Genomic DNA, 24733 nt, shown 5'->3' on the forward strand with positions numbered 1-24733 from the left:
CCTAGGGCCGCGGCAGCAGCAGGCGGCGGCCGTCGTGCACGAGCACGATGCCGTCGCGGCGGATGGCCTCGACCACCAGGCCGTCGCCGGCGATGCCGCCCTCGCCGAGCCGGCGGCCATCAACGATCACGAAGCGGCGTGCCGGATCCTCGCTGTAGACGTGCATCGTCAGCTGCAGCGGCGGCAAGGCCGCGCGCGCGCCGGGCGCGAGTTCGGCGAGGCGGAGCAGGCCAGCGTCAGTGTCGACCGGCGCCACCGCCGCGGCGGGAGCGGGGTCCGCGACCGGCGCCGGCGGCGGCGCGGCGGGCGGCGACGCGGGCACCGGATCGGTACGCGGCAGCGCCGGCGTCGGCGCAGGCGGCGCAGGCACCGGCGCAGGCAGCGGCGCCGGTGCGGCCGCCGGTGGTCCGGGAATGGCGCTCGCGGCAGGCACGGGCGCGGTCGTGGGCATCGCTGCGGGCCCGACGGTCGCCGCTTCGGACGCCGCGGCGGTCGCCGGCGCGGTGCCGGTCGTGGCGGCGGTCGCGCCACGGTCTCCCGACCGGCTCCACTCCCGCCAGCCCCAGCCCGCAGCCAGCAGCAGCACCAGCGCCGACGGCAACCAGACCCAAGCGGGCCAGCGCCGCGTCGGCGGCCGCACCGGCGGCGCCTGCTCGACGAACAGGCCCGGTGCCTTGCCGCGCTGGCGCTCGGCCTCGGAACGGCGCAGGGCTTCGAGGATCAGTGACATCAGTCGAGCCCCGTGCGCAGATGCGGACCGATGTCGTCGCGCGCGGCCAGCGCGAGCAGGGTTTCCGGGCCGACGACGCCATCGGCGGCGAGGCCGTTCGCCGCCTGCAGCCGGCGCACTGCGGCCACGCTGGTGGTATCGAAAACCGCCGGCCCGGTTTGCGGCGCCTCGAGGCCGGCGCGCTCGCGCAGGCGGTCGTGCACCCAGTCGACCGCGGGGCCGGTGTCGCCGCTCGCCGGTACCTTCGCGAGGAAGTCCGGCCCGCGCCACAGCGCCACGTAGTCACCGCGCCAGTGCCGGGCCAGCGCCAGCCGGTCGGTGTCGAAGCGGCCGCCGGCCAGCCACAGGCGCACCCGCGTCGCGCCGGCGCCGAGCAGCACCGCCCAGGCCTCGCCCTCGCTGCTGTGCAGGCGCAGCAGCGCCGGCCGGCCGAGCGCCGCGAGCTTGTCGAGGCTGCCGCGGCCGCGCACGCAGAACAGCCCGGACGCGAGCACCGGCGGGCAGGCGATCGCGTCGGCGATGCCGGCTTCCTCGGCGCGCACCGCCCACAGCCCGAGCAGCTCCGCCGCGGCCGGGGCCGGGCTGGCGCCGGCGAGGCGCAGCCGCGCTTCGAGGCCGTCGCCTTCGAGATAGGGCACCACCGGCGGGCGCTCGGGCGCGGCCACGGCGGCGGCCGGTGTCGATTCCGGAGGCGGCGGCAGCGGTCGCGGCCGCAGCCAGACGAAGCCGGCGATCAGCAGCGCCAGCACGACCGCGACCACCGCTGCCAGCCGTGGCCGCGGCAGCCGCGCCAGCCGCGGCGCCAGTGCCTCGCGGGCGGCGCGGTCGACGTCCTGTTCGCCGATCTGCAGGCTGTCGTGCGCATAACCGCCGAGCAGGGCGCGTTCGGCGACGATGTTCACCAGCCGCGGCACGCCGCCGGCGTGTTCGTGGATGCGCTTCACCGCGAGCTTGGTGAACGGGAAACGCTGGCCACCGGCGACCGCCCAGCGGTGGCGCAGGTAGGCATCGGTTTCCGCCGCGTCGAGCGGGGTCAGGTGGAAGCGGGCGGTGATGCGCTGGGCGAGCTGGCGCAGGTCCTCGCGCCCGAGCAGGTCGCGCAGCTCGGGCTGCCCGAGCAGCAGGATCTGCAGCAGCTTCTGCGTCGGCGTCTCGAGGTTGGTCAGCAGGCGGACCTGTTCCAGCGCCTCGACGCTGAGGTTCTGCGCCTCGTCGACGATCAGCACCACGCGCAGGCCTTCGGCATAGGCGTCGAGCAGGTAGGCGCTGAGCGCGTCGAACAGGGCCTTGACGCTGCCGCGCTTGCCGGTGATGTCGAGCCGCAGCTCCTCGCAGATCGTCTCCAGCAGCTCGACCGGGCTCAGCCGCGGGTTCAGCACCAGGGCGACGCGGGTGTTCTCCGGCAGCTGCTCGAGCAGCAGCCGGCAGATCGTCGTCTTGCCGGTGCCGACCTCGCCGGTGAGCTGCACGAAACCGCCGCTGCCGCCTTGGCCGATGCCGAACAGCAGGTGCGCGAGCGCGTCCCGGTGGCGATCGCTGAGGAACACGAATCGCGGGTCGGGCGTGATCGAGAACGGTGGCTCGCGCAGGCCGTAATGCTCGAGATACATGCGGGATCCGTCGGAAAGACCCCCAGCCTGCCAAATTTTGGCTCCCGCCGCTTCAGGTTCCGGCCCGTCCAGCTTCCGTCGCCGAGGGGCCGCCGCGACGTGTGGCTCACGCTCGTCCAGGCGTTCCGTCGCGTGACCACACGTCACGACGGCCCCTCGGTCGAGGCTTTCGTCGACGCCGGAACCCGATCCGGCGCGACCCTCTGGCATGTGGGCCCATCCGTCGAACAGCAGGATGGCAAAGCGAATCCGATTCGATCCGACCCGCTTCGAGAACTTCGGCCTCGCCAGGCGGTCTCCGGTCGCCGAAAACGAAACCCAGGCAGCGCCCGCCGTTTCCCGAACCGCCTGTGAACTGCGGGCGCGGGGGCGCCGTGGCGTGTGGTCTTTCGACGGAACGCCTGGACGAGAAAGAGCCACACGTCGCGGCGGCCCCGCGGCCAGTCAGACCACAATGCGGTTTGGGAAACGCCGGGAGGGGCCCCAAGCTGGGGGGATGGAGGCGATGGGGTTTCATCCGGCGGTGAGGGCGTGGTTCGAGCGGCGCTTCGCGGCGCCGACGCCGGCGCAGGCGCGGGCGTGGCCGGCGATCGCCGGCGGGCGGCATGCGCTGGTGGCGGCGCCGACCGGCTCGGGCAAGACCCTGACAGCCTTTCTCGCGGCGCTGGACGACCTCGTCCGCCGTGGCCTCTCGCCCGAGGGGCTGCCGGACCGCACGTTCGTGCTCTACGTGTCGCCGCTGAAGGCGCTGTCGAACGACGTCGCGCTGAATCTCGAGGCGCCGCTGGCGGGCATCCGTGAAGAGCTCGCGGCGATGGGCCTGCAGGACGTCGCCATCCGCACCGCGGTGCGCACCGGCGACACCCCGCCCGGCGAGCGGCAGAAGATGCTGCGCACGCCGCCGCACATCCTGGTGACGACGCCGGAATCGCTGTACGTGCTGCTCGGTTCGCAGGGCGGCCGCGGCCTGCTCGCCGACGTGCGCACGGTGATCGTCGACGAGATCCACGCGGTCGCCGGCAACAAGCGCGGCAGCCACCTGGCCTTGACCCTGGAGCGGCTCGAGGCGCTGTGCGCGACGCCGCCGCTGCGCATCGGCCTGTCGGCGACGCAGAAGCCGGTGCACGAGGTCGCGCGTTTCCTCGTCGGTGCCGGGCATGTGCGCGACGGCGTGCCGGATTGCGAGATCGTCGACATCGGCTACACCGCGCGCCGCGATCTCGCGCTGGAGCTGCCGCCGACGCCGCTGTCGGCGGTGATGTCGCACGAGCAGTGGGACCAGGTCTACGACCGCGTCGCCGAACTCGCGCGCGACCACCGCACGACCCTGGTGTTCGTGAACACCCGGCGCATGGCCGAGCGCGCCGCCCGCCATCTCGGCGAACGCCTCGGCCGCGAGCGCGTCGCCGCCCACCACGGCAGCCTCGCCCGCGATGCGCGCCTGCTCGCCGAGCAGCGGCTGAAGGCCGGCGAACTGCAGCTGCTGGTGGCGACGGCGTCGCTGGAACTGGGCCTGGACATCGGCGATGTCGACCTCGTCGTGCAGCTCGGCTCGCCGCGTTCGATCGCCACCTTCCTGCAGCGCGCCGGCCGTTCCGGCCATCACGTCGGCGGCGTGCCGAAGGCGCGGCTGTTCCCGCAGACCCGCGACGAACTGGTCGAATCTGCGGCCCTGCTCGACGCGATCGCCCGCGGCGAACTCGACCGGCTGCGCATCCCGCCGGCGCCGCTGGACGTGCTCGCGCAGCAGATCGTCGCCGCCACCGCCACCGACGAATGGGACGAGGACGCGCTGTTCGCGCTGATGCGCCGCGCCTGGACCTTCCGCGAACTCGCGCGCGCCGATTTCGACGCCGTCGTGCGCATGCTCAGCGAAGGCTTCACGACCCGCGCCGGCCAGCGCGGTGCCTACGTGCATCGCGACGCCGTGCACCATCGCCTGCGCGAGCGCCGCGGCGCCCGCACGACCGCGGTGATGTCGGGTGGCACGATTCCGGAGACCGGCGACTACGCCGTGCTGCTTGAACCGGCGGCGCAGAACATCGGCACGGTCAACGAGGATTTCGCGGTCGAGAGCCTGGCCGGCGACGTGTTCCAGCTCGGCAATGCCAGCTACCGCATCCTGCGCGTGGAGCCGGGCCGGGTGCGGGTCGAGGACGCCCAGGGCGCGCCGCCGTCGATCCCGTTCTGGCTCGGCGAGGCGCCGGGGCGCAGCGATGAGCTCTCGGCGGCGGTCTCGCGCCTGCGCCGCGAGGTCGAGGCGGCGCTGCACGCCGGCGGCGAAGCGGAAGCGCTGTGGCGGTTGCGCGACGGGCTGGGGTTGCCATTGTCGGCGGCCGAGCAGATCGTCGATTACCTCGGCCGCGCGCTGGCCGCGCTCGGCGTGCTGCCGAGCGACACCGACATCGTGCTCGAGCGCTTCTTCGACGAATCCGGCGGCACCCAGCTGGTGATCCACGCGCCGCTGGGCAGCCGCATCAACCGCGCCTGGGGCCTGGCGCTGCGCAAGCGCTTCTGCCGGCAGTTCAATTTCGAGCTGCAGGCGGCGGCGACCGAGGACGCGATCGTGCTCTCGCTGTCGACCAGCCACAGCTTCCCGCTGGAAGAGGTCGGCCGCTACCTGCATTCGAACACCGCCCTCGACGTGCTGGTGCAGGCCCTGCTCGACGCGCCGCTGTTCGGCGTGCGCTGGCGCTGGAACGCGACCACCGCGCTGGCGCTGCCGCGCTTCGTCGGCGGCCGCAAGGTGGCACCGCAGCTGCAGCGCATGAAGTCGGAGGACCTGCTCGCCGCGGTGTTCCCCGATCAGGTCGCCTGCGCCGAGAACCTGGTCGGCGAGCGCGAGATCCCCGAGCACCCGCTGGTCGCGCAGACCCTGCGCGACTGCCTGCACGAGGCGATGGACGCCGACGGTTTCCTCGCGCTGCTGCGCGGTTTCGAGTCCGGCGCCGTGAGGCTGCACGCACGCGACCTGCCGGCGCCGTCGCCGCTGGCGGCGGAAGTGCTGGCGGCCAAGCCCTATGCCTTCCTCGACGACGCGCCGCTGGAGGAGCGGCGCACCCAGGCGGTGCAGTCGCGGCGCTGGAATGCCGACGATGCCGGCGCGCTCGGCGCGCTCGACGCCGATGCGATCGCCGCTGTGCGGGAACAGGCCTGGCCGGCGCCGCGTTCGGCCGACGAGATGCACGAGGCGCTGCTCGCGCTCGGTGTCGTCACCGACGCCGAGGCGGCCGCCGGCGCCGACGGTCACGACTGGCGTCCGTGGCTGCAGATGCTGGCCGGCGACGGCCGCGCGACGCGGCTCCTCCCGGGCGACGGCCTCGAAGGCCTATGGGTCGCCGCCGAACGCCTGGCGACGCTGCGCCAGCGGTATCCGGGCGCGTCCATCGAGCCCGACATCGCGGTGCCGCCCGGCTGCGAGGCCGAAGGCGATGCAGACGCCGCGCTGCGCGAACTGCTGCGCGCCCGTCTCGGCGGCCTCGGCCCGGTCACCGTCCCCGCGCTCGTGACGGCGCTGCACCTGCCCGCCGCCGACATCGAACTCGCGCTGCTGGCGCTGCAGCGCGAGGGCAGCGCGATGCAGGGCCGCTTCAGTCCCGACGCCACCGCCACCGAATGGTGCGAACGCCACCTCCTCGCGCGCATCCACCGCTACACCCTGGGTCGCCTGCGCCGCGAGATCGAGCCAGTGGAACCGCGCGACTTCGCCCGCTTCCTGTTCGACTGGCAGTACCTGTCGCCGGAAACGCGGCAGCGCGGGCCGGAGTCGCTGCAGCGTGTGCTCGAACGCCTCGAGGGTTTTGAGGCGCCGGCTTCGCTGTGGGAAGGTGAACTGCTGCCGGCCCGCCTGGCCGACTACGCGCGCGACTGGCTCGACGAGGCCTGCACCTCGGGCCGCACGCTGTGGGCGCGGCTGCGCGCCGCCAGTCTCGACGCCGCCGCCGGGCCGCAGGGGCTGTCGCTGAAGACGACGCCGATCGTGCTGCTGCCGCGACGCAATGCGCCGCTGTGGCTGCAGGTGGCGCCGCCGCGGCCCGACGACGGCCAGCTCGGTTCACGCGCGGCGCGCGTCGCCGCCCATCTCGCCGAGCACGGGGCCTCGTTCTTCGACGACCTGATGGCGGCGACGCGGCTGCTGCGGGTCGAGCTCGAGGACGCGATCGCCGAACTGGTCGTGCGCGGCCGCGTGCACTGCGACAGCTTCGCCGGCCTGCGCATCCTGCTGGTGCCGCCGTCGAAGCGGCTCGGCGGCCGCGGTGCGCATGCGCGCCGGCGGATGGCGCCGGACCTCGGCGACGCCGGCCGCTGGGCGCTGCTGCGGGCGCCGTTGTCTCCCGCCGAGGATGCGCCGGATCCGGTCGAACACGTCGCCCGCGTGCTGCTGCGCCGCTACGGCGTGGTCTGCTGGCGCCTGCTCGAACGCGAACCCGCCTGGCTGCCGTCGTGGCGCGACCTGCTGCGGGTCTACCACCGCCTCGAGGCCCGGGGCGAGATCCGCGGCGGCCGCTTCATCGCCGGCATCGCCGGCGAACAGTTCGCGCTGCCGGAAGCGCTCGCCGCGCTGCGCGCGGTGCGCAAGCGGCCGCACGACGGCGCGGTGATCGAGGTCTCGGCGGCCGATCCGGCCAATCTGCTGGGCAGCGTGCTGCCGGGGGCGCGGGTGCCGCGGGTGGCCGGCAACCGCGTCGCTTTTCGCGACGGCCTCCCGGTGGGTCAGGAGGTAGGAGATAGGAGATAGGAGATAGGAGGTAAGAGGGAGTGGAGCGGGTCCGCGCGTGATCGCCAGTTCGCGGCGAGCGGCTTCACTACCTCCTACCTCGTACGAACTCGCTCCATCTCCTCAGTCATCCAAAGTCAGCAGCGAGGCATTGCCGCCGGCCGCGGTCGTGTTGACCGTCATCGTGCGCTCGGTCGCGAAGCGCAGCAGGTAGTGCGGGCCGCCGGCCTTCGGGCCGGTGCCGGACAGGCCTTCGCCGCCGAAGGGCTGCACGCCGACCACGGCGCCGATCTGGTTGCGGTTGACGTAGCAGTTGCCGACCTTCACCCGCGCGGCGATGCGCGCGATCGTGCTGTCGATGCGCGAGTGGATGCCGAGGGTCAGGCCGTAGCCGGTGGCATTGATCGCATCGAGCACGGCATCGAGCTCGTCGGCCTTCCAGCGGATCACGTGCAGCACCGGACCGAAGACCTCCCGCTGCAGCTGCGACAGCGAGGCGATCTCGTAGGCGCGCGGCGCGAAGAAGCTGCCGTGCGCGGTCGCTTCCGGCAGCGTCACCGCCTTGATCGGGGTGGCCTCGCGGTCCATGCGCGCGGCGTGTTCGACCAGCACCTTGCGCGCGTCCTCGTCGATCACCGGGCCGACGTCGGTCGACAGCAGCGCCGGGTCGCCGACGACCAGCTCGTCCATCGCGCCGGCGAGCATCTTCACCACCTTGTCGGCGATGTCGGCCTGCACGAACAGCACGCGCGCCGCCGAGCAGCGCTGGCCGGCGGAATCGAAGGCGCTGGCGATCGCGTCCTTCACCAGCTGCTCGGGCAGCGCCGAGGAGTCGGCGATCAGCGCGTTCTGGCCGCCGGTCTCGGCGATCAGCGCGGCGATCGGACCGTTGCGGCCGGCGAGGGCGCGGTTGATCGCCCACGCCGTTTCGGTGGAGCCGGTGAAGCAGACGCCGTCGACGCGCAGGTCGCGGGTCAGCGCCGCGCCGACGGTGGCGCCGTCGCCGGGCAGGAACTGCAGCACGTCCTTCGGCACCCCGGCCTCGTGCAGCAGCCGGGTGGCGACGAAGGCGGTCAGCGTGGTCTGTTCGGCCGGCTTGGCGATCACCGCATTGCCGGACGCCAGCGCCGCGGCGATCTGGCCGAGGTAGATCGCCAGCGGGAAGTTCCAGGGGCTGATGCAGACGAACACGCCGCGGCCGTGCAGGCTGAGCTGGTTCGATTCGCCGGTCGGGCCCGGCAGCGGGATCGGCTGGCCGAACTGCTCGCGCGCCTTCAGCGCGTAATAGCGCAGGAAGTCGACCGCCTCGCGCACTTCGGCGACCGAGGCCGACAGCGACTTGCCGGCTTCCTTCACGCACAGCGCGATGAACTCCGGCATGCGCTTCTCGAGCTGGTCGGCGGCGTGCTCGAGGATCGCCGCGCGGCTGGCGGCCGGGGTCGAATCCCAGCCCTCGTGCGCGGCGACCGCGTTCTTCAGTGCCTGCTCGACGGTGGCGGCATCGGCCGGCGTCCATTCGCCGATCCGCTGCCGGCGGTCGGCCGGATTGCTCACCGCGATCGCGGCGCCGCTCGGGTTCGCGCCCGGCACCAGCGGTGTCGCCGCCCACGGCTTCACCGCGGCATTGATCTGGTCGGCCAGCGCGGCCAGGGTGTCGTCGTTGGAAAGATTGGCGCCCATCGAATTGTTCCTGGCTTCGCCCGCGAACCGGTACAGGTCGCGCGGCTGGGAAATGCGGGTATGCGGCTTGCTGGCGTAGGCGGCGACGGTCGCCACCGGATCGGCGACCAGCTCGGCCGCCGGCAGCGACTCGTCGGTGATGCGGTTGACGAAGCTGGAGTTGGCGCCGTTCTCGAGCAGGCGCCGCACCAGGTAGGGCAGCAGGTCCTCGTGCGATCCCACCGGCGCGTAGACACGGCAGGGCACGTTCAAGCGGTCGGCCGGGATCACCTCGGCGTAGAGGTCGTCGCCCATGCCGTGCAGCTTCTGGTATTCGAAGCGGCGGCCTTCCGAAAAGTGGTGGATCGCGGCGATCGTCTGCGCATTGTGGGTCGCGAACATCGGATGCAGGGCATCGTGGTTGGCGAACATCCGCCGCGCGTTCGCGAGATAGCTGACGTCGGTGTTGGCCTTGCGGGTGAACACCGGATAGCCGGCGTAGCCCTCGGCCTGGGCCTTCTTGATCTCGCTGTCCCAGTAGGCGCCCTTGACCAGGCGCACCGGCATGCGCCGGCCGACACGGCGGGCGAGGTCGGCCAGGAAGTCGATCACGAACGGGCAGCGCTTCTGGTAGGCCTGCACCGCGAGGCCATAGCCCTCCCAGCCGTCCAGCGAGGGATCGGCGAAGGCGGCGGCGATGACGTCCAGGCTCAGTTCGAGGCGCTCGGACTCCTCGGCGTCGATCGTGAAGCCGATGCCCTGCGCCTTCGCCAGTCGCGCCAGTGCCAGCACGCGCGGGGTCAGCTCGGCGAGCACGCGGGCGCGCTTGGCGACCTCGTAGCGCGGATGCAGGGCCGACAGCTTCACCGAGATCGACGGCGCGGTGAGCACGTCGGGGTAGGGGCCGCCGGCGCCGATCGCGGCGATCGCGTCCTCGTAGGCGCGCAGGTAGCGGTCGGCGTCGGCCTGGGTCAGGGCGGCCTCGCCGAGCATGTCGAACGAATACATGTAGCGCGCCTGCTCGCCCTTGCGGCTGCGCTCCAGGGCTTCCTGGATGCTGCGGCCCATGACGAACTGGTGGCCCATGATGCGCATCGCCTGGCGCACCGCGAGGCGGATCGCCGGTTCGCCGGCGCGGCCGACCAGGCGGCGGAAGGCGCCCATCGCGTCGCGGCGGGTCTCGCCGGCGAGGTTGACCATGCGGCCGGTCAGCATCAGCCCCCAGGTCGAGGCATTGACCAGCATCGAGCTGGACTGGCCGACGTGGCGGTCCCAGTCGGCGTCGCCGAGCTTGTCGCGGATCAGCTTGTCGGCGGTGCCGCGGTCGGGGATGCGCAGCAGGGCCTCGGCCACGCACATCAGCAGCACGCCTTCCTCGCTGGACAGGTCGTACTGGCGCATGAAGGCCTCGACCATGCCGGGGTCGGCGGCGCGCCGGCGGGTGCGCTCGACCAGCTCGACGGCGGTGGCCTGGACGCGGGCCTGGGCCTCGGCGGGCAGGCGCGCCTGTTCGAGCAGGTCGGCGAGGTGCTCGGCCTCGTCGCGGTGCCAGGCGGCGGTGATGGCCGCGCGCAGCGGCGGGACCGCGGCGGGCAGCTCGGGGCTCAGGATCGGGCTCACGGGGGAATCCGGGGAACGACGGCGCGCTGCGCGAGGAAGCGGATTCTAGTGCCGCACCCGGGGTGGTGAAAGGCACCGTACGGTGTCCGGGGTGAAGGCCGGACAGCGCTCGGCTTGCCGCCCTCGGACGGCGGCCGCTAAAATTGCCGGGATTTTTCCCCGGCCGGCGTGGCTCGCCACGACCGGCCCCCGCATCGGCGCCGCCCGGCTCCGGGGCCCCAGGGCTCCCGGTCCGGCGCGCTTCGGCCTTTCCGGCGACGGCGCGGCAGGGGACGACAGCATCACCGCAGCGGCCAGGGCCGGGGCGGAACCAGGACCAACGTCGGGGTAAGTTCGTGATGAATGCGATGAAAGCAAGCGCCATTGTCGCCAGGTTCGCCGCCGTGGCGGCGGCCGCGATGGCCAGCGCCACCGCCATGGCCGCCGATTACGAGCCGGAGCGCTGGCAGCTGAACATGCCGCGCGGCGTCACCCAGACGGCGCACAACGCCTACGACATGCACATGCTGATGCTGTGGATCTGCGTGGCGATCGGCGTCGTGGTGTTCGGCGCGATGGCGGTGGCGATCGTCAAGTTCCGCAAGTCGGCCGGCGCCAAGCCCGATGTCGACTTCACCCACAGCACCAAGCTGGAGCTGATCTGGACGACGATCCCGGTGCTGATCCTGGTGATCATGGCGGTGCCGGCGACGAAGAAGGTCCTGGAGCAGTACGACTCGAGCGGCGCCACGATGGTCGTGAAGGTCACCGGCTACCAGTGGATGTGGCGCTACGAGGTGGTCAGCTACGAAGGCCGCCCGACGAACGTCAACTTCATCAGCCGCCTCGACCGCCGTTCGGACCGCATCCGCCAGAGCGGCGAGGATCCGAACGCCGCCGGCCACGAGCACTACCTGCGCGACGTCGACAACGTGCTGGTGCTGCCGACCGACACCAAGATCCGCTTCGTCTTCACCTCCGACGACGTCATCCACGCGTGGTGGGTGCCGGCGCTGGGCTGGAAGCAGGACGCGATCCCGGGCGTGATCAACGACGCCTGGACCGACATCAGCACGCCGGGCACCTATCGCGGTGTCTGCGCCGAGCTGTGCGGCAAGGACCACGGCTTCATGCCGATCGTCGTCAAGGCGGTCCCGAAGGCCGAGTACGAGGCGTGGCTCGCCGCGCAGGAAGCCGGCGACCTGGTCGAGGCCGCCCGCATCGCCGCCACCGACGCCACCGACGCCCCGGCCATTGCCGGCGGCTCGCGCTGATCAAGAATCCCAGAGGCTGAACCCATGGCAAGCAACTACACGGCCCACGACGTGAATGCGACGGCGGCGGCGCACGACGACCACGACCACGGTCACAAGCAGTCGTTCTTCCAGCGCTGGTTCTACTCCACGAACCACAAGGACATCGGCACGCTGTACCTGGTGTTCTCGCTGGTGATGTTCTTCATCGGCGGCAGCATGGCGCTGGTCGTGCGCGCCGAGCTCTTCCAGCCGGGCATGCAGCTGGTGGAGCCGGAGTTCTTCAACCAGATGACCACCATGCACGCGCTGGTGATGATCTTCGGCGCGGTGATGCCGGCCTTCGTCGGCCTCGGCAACTGGATGATCCCGCTGCAGATCGGCGCGCCGGACATGGCGCTGCCGCGCATGAACAACTGGTCGTTCTGGATCCTGCCCTTCGCCTTCACCCTGCTGCTGCTGCCGACCCTCGGCCAGGTGCTGTTCGGCATCGGCGGCGGCGGTCCGGCCGGCGGCTGGACGATGTACCCGCCGCTGTCGCTGCAGATGGGCAACAGCACCGCGTTCCTGATCTTCGCGGTGCACCTGATGGGCATCAGCTCGATCATGGGCGCGATCAACATCATCGCGACCATCCTCAACATGCGCGCCCCGGGCGTCGACCTGCTGAAGATGCCGATCTTCTGCTGGACCTGGCTGATCACCGCCTTCCTGCTGATCGCGGTGATGCCGGTGCTGGCCGGCGCGGTGACGATGCTGCTCACCGACAAGTACTTCGACACCTCGTTCTTCTACGCGGCCGGCGGCGGCGATCCGGTGATGTTCCAGCACATCTTCTGGTTCTTCGGTCACCCCGAGGTCTACATCATGATCCTGCCGGCCTTCGGCATCGTGTCGGAGATCATCCCGACCTTCGCCCGCAAGCCGCTGTTCGGCTACCAGGCCATGGTGTACGCGACCGCGTCGATCGCCTTCCTGTCCTTCATCGTCTGGGCGCACCACATGTTCACCGTCGGCATGCCGAAGGGCGGCGAGCTGTACTTCATGTACGCGACGATGCTGATCGCGATCCCGACCGGCGTGAAGGTGTTCAACTGGGTCACGACGATGTGGCGCGGCTCGATGACCTTCGAGACGCCGATGCTGTTCGCGCTCGGCTTCGTCGTGATGTTCACGATCGGCGGCTTCTCGGGCCTGATGCTGGCGATCGTCCCGGCCGACTTCCAGTACCACGACACCTACTTCGTGGTCGCGCACTTCCACTATGTGCTGGTGACCGGCGCGGTGTTCGGCATCATGGCCGGCACCTACTACTGGCTGCCGAAGTGGACCGGCCACATGTACAACGAGAAGCTCGGCAAGACCCACTTCTGGATCTCGACGATCTTCGTGAACCTGCTGTTCTTCCCGCAGCACTTCCTCGGCCTGGCCGGCATGCAGCGCCGCGTGCCCGACTACAACATGGCCTTCGCCGACTTCAACATGTGGTCGACGATCGGTGGTTTCGGTTTCGGCCTGAGCCAGCTGCTGTTCGCCTACATCGTCTGGTCGACCGTCCGCGGCGGCCCGAAGGCGACCGACCGGGTGTGGGAGAACGCCAAGGGCCTGGAATGGACGGTGCCGTCGCCGGCCCCGCACCACACCTTCACCGTGCCGCCGGTCATCCGTGACGGCGACCTCGCCCACGGCGACATCACCCACTGAGGACCGCGCGCGCCGGTGACGGCGCGCTCCCGACGCCATGAACCCCCGCACCCCCACCAGCCAGCTCGACGAGAACCGCCGCCGCGCGGTCCGCCGCACGGCGTGGATCGCGGCGGCCGTGGCGATCGCGGTGTTCGTCGGCTTCATCGCCAAGGCGGTGCTGCCGTGAGCGCGCCGGCGAAGAAGAAGTTCGGCGTCGGCGGCATCGCGCTGGTCGCGGTCGGCGCCTTCGTGTTCACCTTCTCGATGGTGCCGCTGTACTACATCGCCTGCGAGAAGGTCTTCGGCATCAAGCTCGAGAACGGCCCGGCCGGCGAGCAGCACGTCGCCGGCCTGCAGGTCGACGAGTCGCGCACCGTCACGATCGCCTTCGACGGCACCGTGAACTCGAAGCTGCCGTGGGCCTTCCGGCCGCAGCAGCTCGAAATGCAGGTCGTACCGGGGCGGATCTACGAGGCGACCTACCTCGCGCGCAACCTGTCCGACCATCCGATCGTCGGCAACGCGGCGCCGTCGGTGGCGCCGTCGGCGGTGTCGATCTACTTCAACAAGACCGAGTGCTTCTGCTTCACCGAACAGCTGCTGCTGGCCGGCGAGGAGCGGGAGATGCCGGTCCGTTTCGTGGTCGACCCGGCGCTGCCGGAGGAAGTCGGCACGATCACGCTGTCCTACACCTTCTTCAGCAACGACGACGCGACCGCGCGGATCGTCGCCCGGGGCGACCTGCCCCCGGCGGCCCGCTCCGCGCCGTGACCAACGCCCACAAGGAAAGACCGGGGAACCCCATGGCACAGACCCACGACGACCCGAACATCTATTACGTCCCGCACCACAGTCCGTGGCCGTTCGTCGGTTCGATCACGCTGTTCGTGACGGCGGTCGGCGTCGCCAACTGGTTCAACGGCGCGATGTGGGGCAAGCCGGTGTTCCTGGTCGGCCTGCTGGCCACGCTGGCGGTGCTGTTCGGCTGGTTCGGCAACGTGATCTCCGAATCGGTCGCGGGCCGGTACAACGACAAGGTCGACGCCTCGTTCCGCATGGGAATGATGTGGTTCATCTTCTCGGAAGTGATGTTCTTCGCTGCCTTCTTCGGCGCCCTGTTCTACGCGCGCCAGTACGCGCTGCCGTGGCTGTCGGGCGAGGGCGACGGCGCCCTGACCAATCAGTACCTGTGGAACGCGTTCTCGGCCGGCTGGCCGACCAATGGTCCCGCCGGCGTCGGCGGCGACTTCCAGACCATCCCGGCCTGGGGCCTGCCGCTGATCAACACCCTGATCCTGCTGACCTCGGGCGTGACGATCACGATCGCCCACCACGCGCTGAAGGCCAACGAGCGCGGCAAGCTGCTGTTCTGGCTCGGAGCCACCGTCGTGCTCGGCGCGGTGTTCCTGTTCTTCCAGGCGGAGGAGTACATCCACGCCTATCAGGAGCTGAACCTGAAGCTGTCGTCGGGCATCTACGGCGCGACCTTCTTCATGCTGACCGGCTTCCACGGCATGCACGTGTTCCTCGGCACCGTGATGCTGGCGATCATCTGGCTGCGTTGCCTGCGCGGGCACTTCAGCAAGGATCACCACTTCGGCTTCGAGGCGGTCGCCTGGTACTGGCACTTCGTCGACGTCGTGTGGCTGGGCCTGTTCCTGTTCGTGTACGTCCTGTAACGGACGCGCGCGGCGAAGGCCGGAACGGCATCCTCGCGGGGCGCCCCGGATGAGGCGTCTCGCCCTCAACCTGCTCGCGCTGGTCCTGGTCGTCGCGTTCTGCGCGCTCGGCCGCTGGCAGCTCGGCCGCGAGCAGGTCAAGCGCGAACAGCTCGCCGCCGCCGAGGCCGCGCTGGTCGCGGCGCCGCAGCCGCTGGCCGCCGCGCTCGCCGCGCCGGCGCCGCCGGGCTTCCACGCGGTCCGGGTCGAAGGCCGCGCCCGCTTCGGCGGCGCCCCGGTCTGGCTCGACAACCAGCGCCGCGGGCAGGCGGTCGGCGTGCGGCTGTACTGCGTCGCGACGCCGCTGGCTGGCGCCGACGCGCCGGCGGCAGCGCCGCTGCTGGTCGACCTCGGCTGGCTGCCGCTGCCGGGTGACCGCACGTTGCCGGGCGCGGCATGCCCGCAGGGCGAGCACCCGCTGGCCGGCCTGCTGGTGCCGCCGCCGGCGACCGGCCTGGTGCTCGGGCCGGGCGTCGAGCAGAAGGGCGGGGCCTGGCTGGCGACCCGCATCGATCCGGCGCAGCTGGCCGGCGTGCTGGCGGCGCCGGGACTCGCCGACCGCGTGCTGCGGCTGGACCCGGCGCTGCCGCTCGGTTTCGAACGCGACCTGGAAATGCTCGCGAACACGCTGCCGCCGGAACGCCATCGCGGTTATGCGGTGCAGTGGTTCGGACTGGCGGCGACGCTGGCGATCATCGCCGTGGTGCTCAACCTGCGCAGGAAATCCCGATCGTGACTCCGACCCCGTTCCTGACCCGCGAGCGCCTGCAGCTGCTGCTGGTGGCGGCGCTGTTCCTCGGCAGCTTCGGCGTCGCCGCGGCGCTCTTCTTCGGCGGCTGGGCGCCGTCGGGCACGCGCAATTTCGGCGAGCTGCTCGAGCCCTATCCGGACCTGCGCGAGCTGCCGGTCACCCGTGCCGACGGCAGCGCCTTCGCCTGGCAGCCGGAAGAACGGCGCTGGTCGATCATCGTCGCCCCCGCCCACGACTGCGGCGAACCCTGCGTGCGCCTGATCGACACCCTGCACCGGGTCTGGCTCGCGGAAGGCCGGCATGCCGAGCGCCTGCAGGTGCTGTGGGTCGGCGAGGTGCCGGAAGGCGCGCCGTCCTTTCCCGCCTTCGTTCCGATGGGCCCGAACCCGGAGCTGGTCGCGCGCCTGCCCGACCCGGTGCTGGTCGGGCAGCTGCCGGTCTACGTCGCCGACCCGGCCGGCTGGCTGGTGCTGCGCTACCCTCACGGCTTCGACCCGTCCGGGCTGCGCAAGGACCTGGGCCGCGTGATCAGGTGATCCGATGAACAGCCCGTCCCGCCATTTCCATCGCCTCGCCTGGGCCGCCGTGCTGCTGGCCTTCGGCGTGATCGTGTTCGGCAGCTTCGTCCGGCTGTCGAACGCCGGCCTGAGCTGCCCGGACTGGCCGACCTGCTACGGCAAGGTCACCTGGCCGGTGCACGGGCACGAGATCGATGCCGCGAATGAAGCGTTCGAGCGTCCGGTCGAGAGCCACAAGGCATGGCGCGAACAGGTGCACCGCCACATCGCCGGTGCCCTCGGCGTGCTGGTGCTGGCGCTGGCGCTGATCGCCGCGCGCCGCCGCCGCTTCGGCAGCCTCAGCGTGCTGCTCGCCTCCGGCCTGGTGGCGCTGTCGATCCCGGTCTACATGGGCTTCGGCGACCGGCCGCCGGACCATGTCGCCTCGCTGGCACTGGTGATCGCCGGCGAACTGATCCTGCTCGTGCAGGCGATCCGCTGGCGCGGCGGCGACCCGGCCGGCTTCGCGGCCGTGATCCTGATGGTGATCGTGTTCCAGGCGATCCTCGGCATGTGGACGGTGATCTGGCTGGTGAAGCCGATCATCGTGATGGCGCATCTGCTCGGCGGCCTGCTGACCTTCTCGCTGCTGACCTGGATGGCGTGGAAGACGACGCCGTCGTCGCGGCTGTTCCAGGCCGACGCGCCGAAGCTGCGGCGCCTGCTCTGGATCGGCCTGGTGCTGCTGGTCGCGCAGATCGCCCTCGGTGGCTGGGTCAGCGCGAACTACGCGGCGCTGTCCTGCGGCACCCATTTCCCGATGTGCCTGGGCTCCTGGTGGCCGGCGACCGACTTCCGCGAGGGCTTCGTGCTCTGGCGCGGCATCGGCGTCGACTACGAAGGCGGCGTGCTCGACGGTCCGGCGCGCGTGGCGATCCAGCTCTCGCACCGGATCCTGGCCGTCATCGTCGCGACCTGGCTGCTGGTCGTCGGCCTGAAGATGTTCCGCACGCCGGGCCTGCGTTACTGGTCGTCGCTGCTGCTGCTCCTGCTGGTCGCACAGGTCACGCTCGGCATCCTCAACGTCAAGCTGGCGCTGCCGCTGTGGACGGCGGTCGCGCACAACGCCGGTGCCGCCCTGCTGCTGTTCGTGCTGGTCGGCCTGCTGGCCCGGCTGCGGGCCCCGGAATGAGCCCGCGCGCCGAGGCCGGCGGCTTCGCCGCGTACTGGGAGCTGACCAAGCCGCGGGTCGTCGCGCTGATCGTGTTCACCGCGCTGATCGGCATGGCGATGGCGGTCGAGCCCGGCGAGCCCTGGCCGCTGCCGGCGATGGCCGCCGGCTTCGCCGGCATCTGGCTGGCGGCGGCGTCGGCGGCGGCGATCAACCACCTGCTCGACCAGCGCATCGACGCGCTGATGGCGCGCACCCAGCACCGCCCGCTCGCGGTCGGTTCGCTGCGGCCGATGCAGGTGCTGGGCTTCGCGCTGCTGCTCGGGGTCGCGTCGATGGCCCTGCTCGGCCTCGTCGTCAACTGGTTCTGCGCGGTGCTGACCTTCGCCTCGCTGATCGGCTACGCGATCATCTACACCGGCTGGCTGAAGCGGGCGACGCCGCAGAACATCGTCATCGGCGGCCTCGCCGGCGCGGCGCCGCCATTGCTCGGCTGGGCCGCGGTGAAGGGCTGGCCGGCGGGCGTGACGTTCGCGCAGCTGTTCTCGCAGCTCGACTACGACCGGCCGCTGCTGCTCGTGCTGATCATCTTCGTGTGGACGCCGCCGCATTTCTGGGCGCTGGCGATCTTCCGCCGCGACGACTACGCGCGGGCGATGATCCCGATGCTGCCGGTCGTCTACGGCGTCACCTACACGCGCTGGCAGATCCTGTTCTACAGCGTGTTGCTGCTGGTGGTGTCGCTGCTGCCGGGGATCGTGCCGGGCATGAGCCACGAGCTCTACCTCGGCGGCGCGCTGGTGCTCGGCGGCGTCTTCGTCTGGTACGCGTGGCGGCTGCTGGACCCGCCGTCCGAGCTGTTCGCGATGAAGGTCTTCCACTATTCGGTGATCTACCTGATGGCGCTGTTCGCCTTCCTGCTCGCCGACCACTGGCTGATTCCGGACACGGCGACCGCGGCGGCGCTGCGCTTCGAACCGGTGGGGTGATCCCGCGGGCCGTTGACGGTTCCGATTTACAGGCGTAAAAGGTTTTCCATTACGCATGTAAACGTTGGAGGCGCCGATGTCCCCGATCCAGATCAGCGAAGCCGAGAGTGCCGTGATGCTGGCGCTCTGGGAGGCGGGGGAGGCGACCGCCGACGACCTGATCGCCCGCGTCGCCGCGGCCAACGACTGGGCCGAGCCGACCGTGCGCACCCTGCTGAACCGGCTGCTCGGCAAGGGCGCGATCAGCGCCGAGAAGGAAGGTCGCCGTTACCGCTACCGGCCGGTGCTGCAGCGCGAGGACTGGGTGCAGGCGCAGAGCCGCGGCATCGTCGACCGCCTGTTCGGCGGCCGCATCGCGCCGCTGGTGGCCCACTTCGGCGAACGCGGCGAGCTGAGCCGCGACGACATCGCCGAACTGCGCCGCCTGATCGAGGATCTCGACGATGGCCGCTGAGCTCGCCGGCTGGCTGCTGCGCTCGACCCTCGCGCTGACCCTGGCGCTGGCCGTGCTGATGCCGCTGCGGCCGTTGGTGCGGCAGCTGCTCGGCCCTGGCGCGGTGCTGTGGCTGTGGTTGCTGTTGCCGGCGGCGCTGCTGGCGACGACGCTGCCGCGGCCGGCGTCGCTCCCCGTGCCGCCGGCGCGGTTCGCGACCGAGGCCGCTGACGCCACCGCCACCGCCACCGCCCTCGTCGCACCGGCCACCGTCGCCATCGACGCCCCGGCCATCGCCGCCACCGACGTGCCGGAACGGGCGTCGCCGGCAGCCCGCGACCACAGCGAGGCAGCGCGGGGCGCGGCGGCCGCGGGCTCGCCCGTTGCCGGCGCGGCCGCGGTGCTGCGCAAGGCATTCGCGGCGACGCCGCCGTCGCCGCACTGGCTGCTGGCCGCCTGGGGCCTCGGCGCCTTCGCGGCCGCGGCCTACCTGTACGGCCAGCAGCGCCGCTACCTGCGTGCGCTCGGACCGCTGCGCCGGCGCCGCGATGGCGCCTGGCAGGCCCGCGCCGCCGGGCTGCCGCCGGCGGTGATCGGCGCGTTCGCGCCGCGGATCGTGCTTCCCGCCGATTTCGACGACCGCTTCGAACCGGCGCAGCGCCGGCTGGTGCTGGCGCACGAGCGCGTGCACCTGCGTCGCGGCGACTTGCAGGCCAACCTCGGCCTGTGCGTGCTGCGCTGCCTGTTCTGGTTCCATCCGCTGGTGCACGCGGCCGCCGCACGGCTGCGCCTGGACCAGGAACTCGCCTGCGACGCGCAGGTGCTGCGCGAGCATCCCGGCGGCGCCCGCGATTACGCGACCGCCCTCCTGAACACGCAGCTGGCCGTCCCTGGACTGCCGGTCGGCTGCGCATGGCAGTCCAGCCATCCCCTGAAATGGAGAATCGCCATGTTGAAGAAGCCCCTGCACGGCCCCGCGCGGCTCGTGCCCGGCGTCGTGCTCGCGCTCGCCGCGAGTTCGGCGACCGCGATGTCGTTGTGGCAGGTGCAGCCTGTCGCGGCGGCGGCACCGGTCGCCACCGTGGCGCCGGCCGCGGCGCCATCGGCGGCGCCCGTCGCGATCGCGGCGCCGGCTGCCCCGGTGGCGGCCCGCCCCGTCGTCGCACCGGCGCCGGTGGTGGCGGTGACGCCCGCGGTTGCGGCCGCTTCGGTGTCCGCGCCGGCGGCTGCGCCCGCACCGGTCGCCGTCGCGCCGGCATCGCCGGTTGCGGCCGCGCCGACACCGGTGGCCGCGGCGGCACCGGTGGCCGCCCCGGCACCGGTCGCGCCCGCTTTGCCCGTCCCGGCGCATCCGGCGGCCGCGCTTCCGGCGGCTCCGCCGGCCGAATCGATCGATGCGGAGTCGCCGGTCGCCGCCGATGCCCCGGCCGCCGCCACGCCGGCAGCCGCCACCCCGCCGGCCGCTGCCGACCCGGCGCTGCAGCCGGCGCGGGTCGTGCATTCGACGCTCGCCAAGCCGCCGCGCTACGTGACGCGGACCGAGCTCGAGCGCGAGCAGGAAGCCGTCGTGTGGGTGATGGTCGAACTCGACGAGACCGGCCGGGTGCTCGAGACCGACGTCGTCCGCAACGAGCTCAACCGCGATTACGGCCGCTCCGCGATGCGGGCCGTGAAGCGGTGGCGCTTCGAACCGACCCGCCGCGACGGCGTCGCCGTCGCCAGCACCATCGTCGTGCCGGTCGCTTTCGACGAACGCCGCGGCGCCGACACCGAGATGGGGTTGCGGGTGAGCTGGTACCCGCGCCCGCCGGTGCCGCTGATCGCACCGCGCGCGGACCAGTAAGGGGCACGTCGCCGGCCGGTCGCACGCGACGCGCGACCGGCCGGAGGCCCACTCGGGCTCAGTCGGCGCTGTCGAGCAGGTGACGCTGCCAGAACAGCATGCTGGCGGCGCTGAACCAGTCGGAATTGCCCTTCTTGCGGAAGCCGTGGCCTTCGTCCTCGAAGAGGGCGTACCAGACCTCGCCACCGTTGCCGCGCACCGCCTTCACGATCTGCTCGGCCTCGGTGTACGGCACCCGCGGGTCGTTCAGACCCTGGGCGACGAACAGCGGCTTGGTGATCTTCGCCGCGTTGCGCAGCGGCGCGATCCGGTCGAGCACGGCGCCGACCGCCGGGTCGCGCTCGTCGCCGTATTCCTCGCGGCGGGCGTCGCGGCGGTAGCTCTCGGTATTGGTCAGGAAGGTGCGGAAGTCGCTGATGCCGACGACGTCGATGCCGGCGCGGATGCGCTCGTCGTAGTGGATCATCGACGCCAGCACCATGTAGCCGCCGTAGCTGCCGCCCATCACGCCGACGCGGTTCGCATCGAGTTCGGGGCGGGTCGCGACCCAGTCGAGCAGGGCGCCGATGTCGCGCACCGAATCCTCGCGCTTCACGCCGTTGTCGAGCTGCAGGTAGTCCTTGCCGTAACCGGACGAGCCGCGCACGTTCGGCACCAGCACCGCGACCCCGAGCTCGCGCAGCAGGAACTGGAACTGCGGGCTGAAGGACGGAAAGGCCTGCGACTCCGGGCCGCCGTGGATGCTGATCACGACCGGGAACGGGCCGTCACCTTCGGGCTTGTAATAGAAGGCCGGGATCGTGCGGCGTTCTCCGTCGACCTCGTCGAAGGTCGGGAAGCGCACCAGGGTCGGGGCGATGAAGCCCGACGAATCGAGGCCACCGACCTCGCTGCGCGTCCATGCCGTCGCGCTCGCGTCGGCGAGATCGAACACGAGCACGTCGCTCGGCGAGGTCGCGGTGTTGAGCGTGACCGCCAGCGAACGCCCGTCCGGCGTGAAACCGATGTTGCCGATCACGCCGATCGGCAGTTCCGGCAGCTTCACCTCGCGGTGCCCGGGCAGCGCGAGCACGTGCAGCTTGCCGATGCCGTCCTCGTTGCTGACGAAGGCCAGGTGGCGGCCGTCGTCGGCGATGTCGAAGCGGCTCACGTCCCACGGAATGTCGCGGCTGAGCTCGGTGAACCTGCCGCTGGCCGGGTCGTGGTGGCGCAGCGTCATGAACTGCGACTCCTCGTCGGAGACGTAGTAGACGCCCTGGCCACCCGGCGCATAACGGAAGCCCGAGAACGCCGCCTTGCCGCCGTCGACCGGGAACATCTCGAGCTTGCCGGTGCGCAGGTCGAGCTCGCCGGGGTAGGCCTCGTTGATCGACACGCGCCGGATCACCAGCAGGCGCTGGCCATCCGGCGAGAAATCCGTCGCCGACCACTGCCCGCCCTCGCTCAGCACGGTGCGGTTCGTACCGGTGACCATGTCGCGCACGACGATGTCGTAGTCGGTGCCGTTGCGCGCGGTGCTGGCCCAGGCGAGCTGGCGGCCGTCGTGCGACCACAGCGGGCCGTTGTTCTGGTTGCGGCCGCCGTCGCTGAGCAGGGTGGTCTCGCGCGTCTGCAGGTCGAACCAGTGCAGCTGGAAGAACTCGTCGCCGCCGCGGTCACGCGCGAACACGAAGCCCGGCCGCGGCGCCGACGCCGGCGCCACCGCGATTCCGCCGACCGGTTCCGGGAAGAAGGTCAGCTGCTCGCGCATGCCGAGTGGCGCGGCGACGCGATGGATCTGGTTGGTTTCGGCGAAGCGCGTGCCGATCAGCATCGTGCCGTCGGGCAGCCAGCCGGCGAAGCCGGCGCCGCGGGTGTTCTGGTAGCGGTCCAGGCGTTCGCGCAGCTCGGCCGGGACCTCGGGCACGTTCTCGCTGATGCGCGTGCCGACCTTCTCGCGGACGACGTCTTCGGCGAACACGACGGATGGCGCGGCGAGGGCCAGCGCGAGCAGGAGCGGGAGTGAGCGCATCGGGAACCTCCGTGGACAGGAACCCCGACTCTAACGAGTGCCGCCCACGACGTGTAGGAGCGGCTTCAGCCGCGGTGCCCTTTCTCGCACTTATCCCGCGCTTTCTCCCCCGCCACCTCCGATCGCGGCTGAAGCCGCTCCTACAGGCCGCGCTTGAGCTCCAGCACCAGCGCCCAGCGCTCCCGCTGTTCCTCGGCCGTCAGCCCTTCGCGCTGTTCCTTCGCGCTCAGCGCCTCGAAGCGCTGGCGACGGGTCTGCGCATCGAGCGCGGCGAGGGCGCCGGCCAGCACCTCGGCGAGTTCGGCGTCGCTGCCCGGCTCGCTGTCGAGTGCGAGCTTCTGCAGCGCCGCGGCTTCTTCGCGGCCGGCGAAGTGCTCGAGGATCGCCCCCGTATTCAGGTGTGGGCGCTCGCGCAGCAGGGTGATCAGGTCGAGCAGCAGCGGGATGCCGGGCAGGTCGAGCGCGGCGAACAGATGCGGCGGCTGGATGACCTCGACGAGCGCCGGCTTCTGCAGCAGCAGGGTGATCGCGGTACGCACATGGCTGCGCTTCGCCGGACGCGCACCACGCACGCCGCCGCGGGCGATCGCGCGCGCCGGCGGTGGCGGAGCCGCGGCTTCGGCGGCGCCGCCGACGCCGGTCAACGTGGTCAGGCGCTGCTGCATCAGGTCGCGGAAGGCGCCGTCGGGGATCTGCGCGAGCAGCGGTTTCGCGCGTTCGGCCAGCCGCGCCTTGCCTTCCATGCCGACGAGGTTGACGTCCTTCGCCAGCTCGTTCCAGAAGAATTCCGACAGCGGCATCGCCTGCACCAGGCGCGCGTCGAAACCGGCGGCGCCCTCCTTGCGCACGATGGTGTCCGGGTCCTCGCCTTCGGGCAGGAACAGGAAGAAGGCCTGGCGGCCGTCCTTCATGCGCGGCAGCACCGACTCCAGCGCCTTCCACGCGGCGCCGCGGCCGGCACGGTCGCCGTCGAAGCAGAAGTAGACGTCGGCGGCGTTGCGGAACAGCAGTTCGGCGTGGTCGGGCGTGGTCGCGGTGCCGAGCGTCGCCACCGCGGTGGTGACGCCGAACTGGAACAGCGACACCACGTCCATATAGCCCTCGACGACGACGAGGCGCGGGACCTTTGCGTGCGCCTGCCGCACCTGCCACAGGCCGTAGAGCTCGCGTCCCTTGTGGAACAGCGGCGTCTCCGGCGAGTTCAGGTACTTCGGGCCGTCGTCCTTCTCGAGCACGCGGCCGCCGAAGGCGATCACGCGGCCACGGCGGTCGTGGATCGGGAACATCACCCGGTCGCGGAACTTGTCGTAGACGCGGCCGGCGTCCTTGCGCGAGAACAGCCCGGCCTTCTCCAGCCGCGCGAGCCGACGCTCGTCGGTGCCGAGCGCGTTCTTCAGCGCGTCCCAGGCGTCGGGCGCGTAGCCGATGCCGAAACGCTCGCGGTTCTCTGCGTCGACGCCGCGGCGCTCGAGATAGGCCTTCGCCTTCGGGCTCGCCGACAGCTGCTGGCGGAAGAACTGCTGCGCCGCGTCGAGCGCGGCCAGCAGTTCCTGCGTCTCGCCGTCCTGGTTGCGCTGGCGGGTGTCGCGCGGCACTTCCATGCCGGCGCGCTTGGCCAGTTCCTCCACCGCGTCGAGGAATTCGAGGCGGTCGTAATTCATCAGGAAACTGATCGCGGTGCCGTGCGCGCCGCAGCCGAAGCAGTGATAGAACTGCTTCGTCGGCGACACCGTGAACGACGGCGACCGCTCGTCGTGGAAGGGGCAGCGCGCGGAGTATTCGCGGCCCTGGCGTTTCAGCGGGACGCGGCTGCCGACGACCTCGACGACGTCCGTCCGCGCCAGCAACTCATCGATGAACGCGTCCGGGATCCGTGCCATCCGCCAAGTCTGCCTTTTTCCGTCGCCGGATTTTTCTGTCGCGATTGGCCGGCGACGCGAGGCCGCGGGCCGGGCACGCCGTGAATACGTCCATGTAGGCTAATCGGCGACATCCGTGTCGCCGATTGCCCGGCCCGCGGCCTCGCGCCGCCGGCCCCGGAATTCCTCGCCGGCGACAGAAAAAGC

16 protein-coding genes and 1 pseudogene are annotated in these 24733 nt (G+C 71.5%); 12 read left to right on the top strand and 5 right to left on the bottom strand.

Features of this window, described 5'->3' with window-relative positions; all coding sequences use genetic code 11:
• Window position 1 precedes the first annotated feature (1 nt).
• Together K311_RS16525 and K311_RS0110740 are read right to left on the bottom strand one after the other, a co-directional pair.
• Window positions 2-730 (bottom strand): general secretion pathway protein GspB, encoded by a 729-nt coding sequence (locus K311_RS16525; protein WP_051239962.1) that lies wholly within the window; start codon window positions 728-730, stop codon window positions 2-4.
• On the bottom strand, window positions 730-2340 hold the full coding sequence (locus K311_RS0110740) for an ExeA family protein (protein ID WP_026817315.1): 1611 nt from the start codon (window positions 2338-2340) through the stop codon (window positions 730-732). The genes K311_RS16525 and K311_RS0110740 overlap by 1 nt, the downstream gene beginning before the upstream one ends.
• Before the next feature lie 496 nt (window positions 2341-2836).
• Between K311_RS0110740 and K311_RS16530 the strand changes: the two are divergent.
• Window positions 2837-7072 (top strand): annotated as a pseudogene (locus K311_RS16530) (DEAD/DEAH box helicase); the annotation flags it as partial.
• Window positions 7073-7180: 108 nt separating this feature from the next.
• Here K311_RS16530 and putA read toward each other — a convergent pair.
• Complete coding sequence (gene putA, locus K311_RS0110750; protein ID WP_026817316.1) at window positions 7181-10336, bottom strand: bifunctional proline dehydrogenase/L-glutamate gamma-semialdehyde dehydrogenase PutA; 3156 nt, start codon at window positions 10334-10336, stop codon at window positions 7181-7183.
• A gap of 338 nt (window positions 10337-10674) precedes the next feature.
• Here putA and coxB point away from each other — a divergent pair, with 338 nt between their 5' ends.
• The 11 genes from coxB (at window position 10675) to K311_RS17795 (ending at window position 20656) form a co-directional block, all read left to right on the top strand.
• On the top strand, window positions 10675-11589 hold the full coding sequence (gene coxB, locus K311_RS16535) for a cytochrome c oxidase subunit II (RefSeq protein ID WP_051239965.1): 915 nt from the start codon (window positions 10675-10677) through the stop codon (window positions 11587-11589).
• Between the two features lie 24 nt (window positions 11590-11613).
• Window positions 11614-13272: a cytochrome c oxidase subunit I gene (gene ctaD / locus K311_RS0110760; RefSeq protein WP_051239967.1), complete on the top strand. Its 1659-nt coding sequence runs from the start codon at window positions 11614-11616 to the stop codon at window positions 13270-13272.
• Between the two features lie 37 nt (window positions 13273-13309).
• A complete protein-coding gene (locus tag K311_RS18915; protein ID WP_281168218.1) occupies window positions 13310-13441 on the top strand; it encodes a hypothetical protein in 132 nt (43 codons plus the stop codon).
• Entirely contained in the window at window positions 13438-14025 is a 588-nt protein-coding gene (locus tag K311_RS0110770; protein WP_026817318.1) for a cytochrome c oxidase assembly protein, read from the top strand. Before K311_RS18915 ends, K311_RS0110770 begins: the two co-directional genes overlap by 4 nt.
• Before the next feature lie 32 nt (window positions 14026-14057).
• Window positions 14058-14933, top strand: a complete 876-nt coding sequence (locus K311_RS0110775) for a cytochrome c oxidase subunit 3 (RefSeq protein WP_026817319.1) — start codon at window positions 14058-14060, stop codon at window positions 14931-14933.
• A 49-nt stretch (window positions 14934-14982) separates the two neighbouring features.
• Entirely contained in the window at window positions 14983-15708 is a 726-nt protein-coding gene (locus K311_RS0110780) for an SURF1 family cytochrome oxidase biogenesis protein (protein ID WP_026817320.1), read from the top strand.
• Window positions 15705-16259 (top strand): hypothetical protein, encoded by a 555-nt coding sequence (locus tag K311_RS0110785; RefSeq protein WP_051239969.1) that lies wholly within the window; start codon window positions 15705-15707, stop codon window positions 16257-16259. The genes K311_RS0110780 and K311_RS0110785 overlap by 4 nt, the downstream gene beginning before the upstream one ends.
• 4 nt (window positions 16260-16263) lie before the next feature.
• Window positions 16264-17412, top strand: coding sequence for a COX15/CtaA family protein (locus tag K311_RS0110790; protein WP_026817322.1), 1149 nt, complete (start codon window positions 16264-16266; stop codon window positions 17410-17412).
• Window positions 17409-18380 (top strand): heme o synthase, encoded by a 972-nt coding sequence (locus tag K311_RS0110795; RefSeq protein ID WP_051239971.1) that lies wholly within the window; start codon window positions 17409-17411, stop codon window positions 18378-18380. The genes K311_RS0110790 and K311_RS0110795 overlap by 4 nt, the downstream gene beginning before the upstream one ends.
• Before the next feature lie 85 nt (window positions 18381-18465).
• The gene (locus tag K311_RS0110800; RefSeq protein WP_026817324.1) at window positions 18466-18834 is read left to right on the top strand and encodes a BlaI/MecI/CopY family transcriptional regulator; all 369 of its coding nucleotides are present in this window, start codon (window positions 18466-18468) and stop codon (window positions 18832-18834) included.
• Window positions 18824-20656: a TonB family protein gene (locus K311_RS17795; protein WP_051239973.1), complete on the top strand. Its 1833-nt coding sequence runs from the start codon at window positions 18824-18826 to the stop codon at window positions 20654-20656. The genes K311_RS0110800 and K311_RS17795 overlap by 11 nt, the downstream gene beginning before the upstream one ends.
• A 58-nt stretch (window positions 20657-20714) precedes the next feature.
• Here the strand turns inward: K311_RS17795 and K311_RS0110810 are convergent, their stop codons facing one another.
• Complete coding sequence (locus K311_RS0110810; protein ID WP_026817325.1) at window positions 20715-22667, bottom strand: S9 family peptidase; 1953 nt, start codon at window positions 22665-22667, stop codon at window positions 20715-20717.
• 140 nt (window positions 22668-22807) lie between these two features.
• Complete coding sequence (gene dnaG, locus K311_RS0110815) at window positions 22808-24547, bottom strand: DNA primase (RefSeq protein ID WP_026817326.1); 1740 nt, start codon at window positions 24545-24547, stop codon at window positions 22808-22810.
• Window positions 24548-24733: the final 186 nt, after the last annotated feature.

The sequence above is a fragment of the Arenimonas composti TR7-09 = DSM 18010 genome, assembly GCF_000426365.1.
In the GTDB taxonomy this organism is placed as follows: Bacteria; Pseudomonadota; Gammaproteobacteria; order Xanthomonadales; family Xanthomonadaceae; genus Arenimonas; species Arenimonas composti.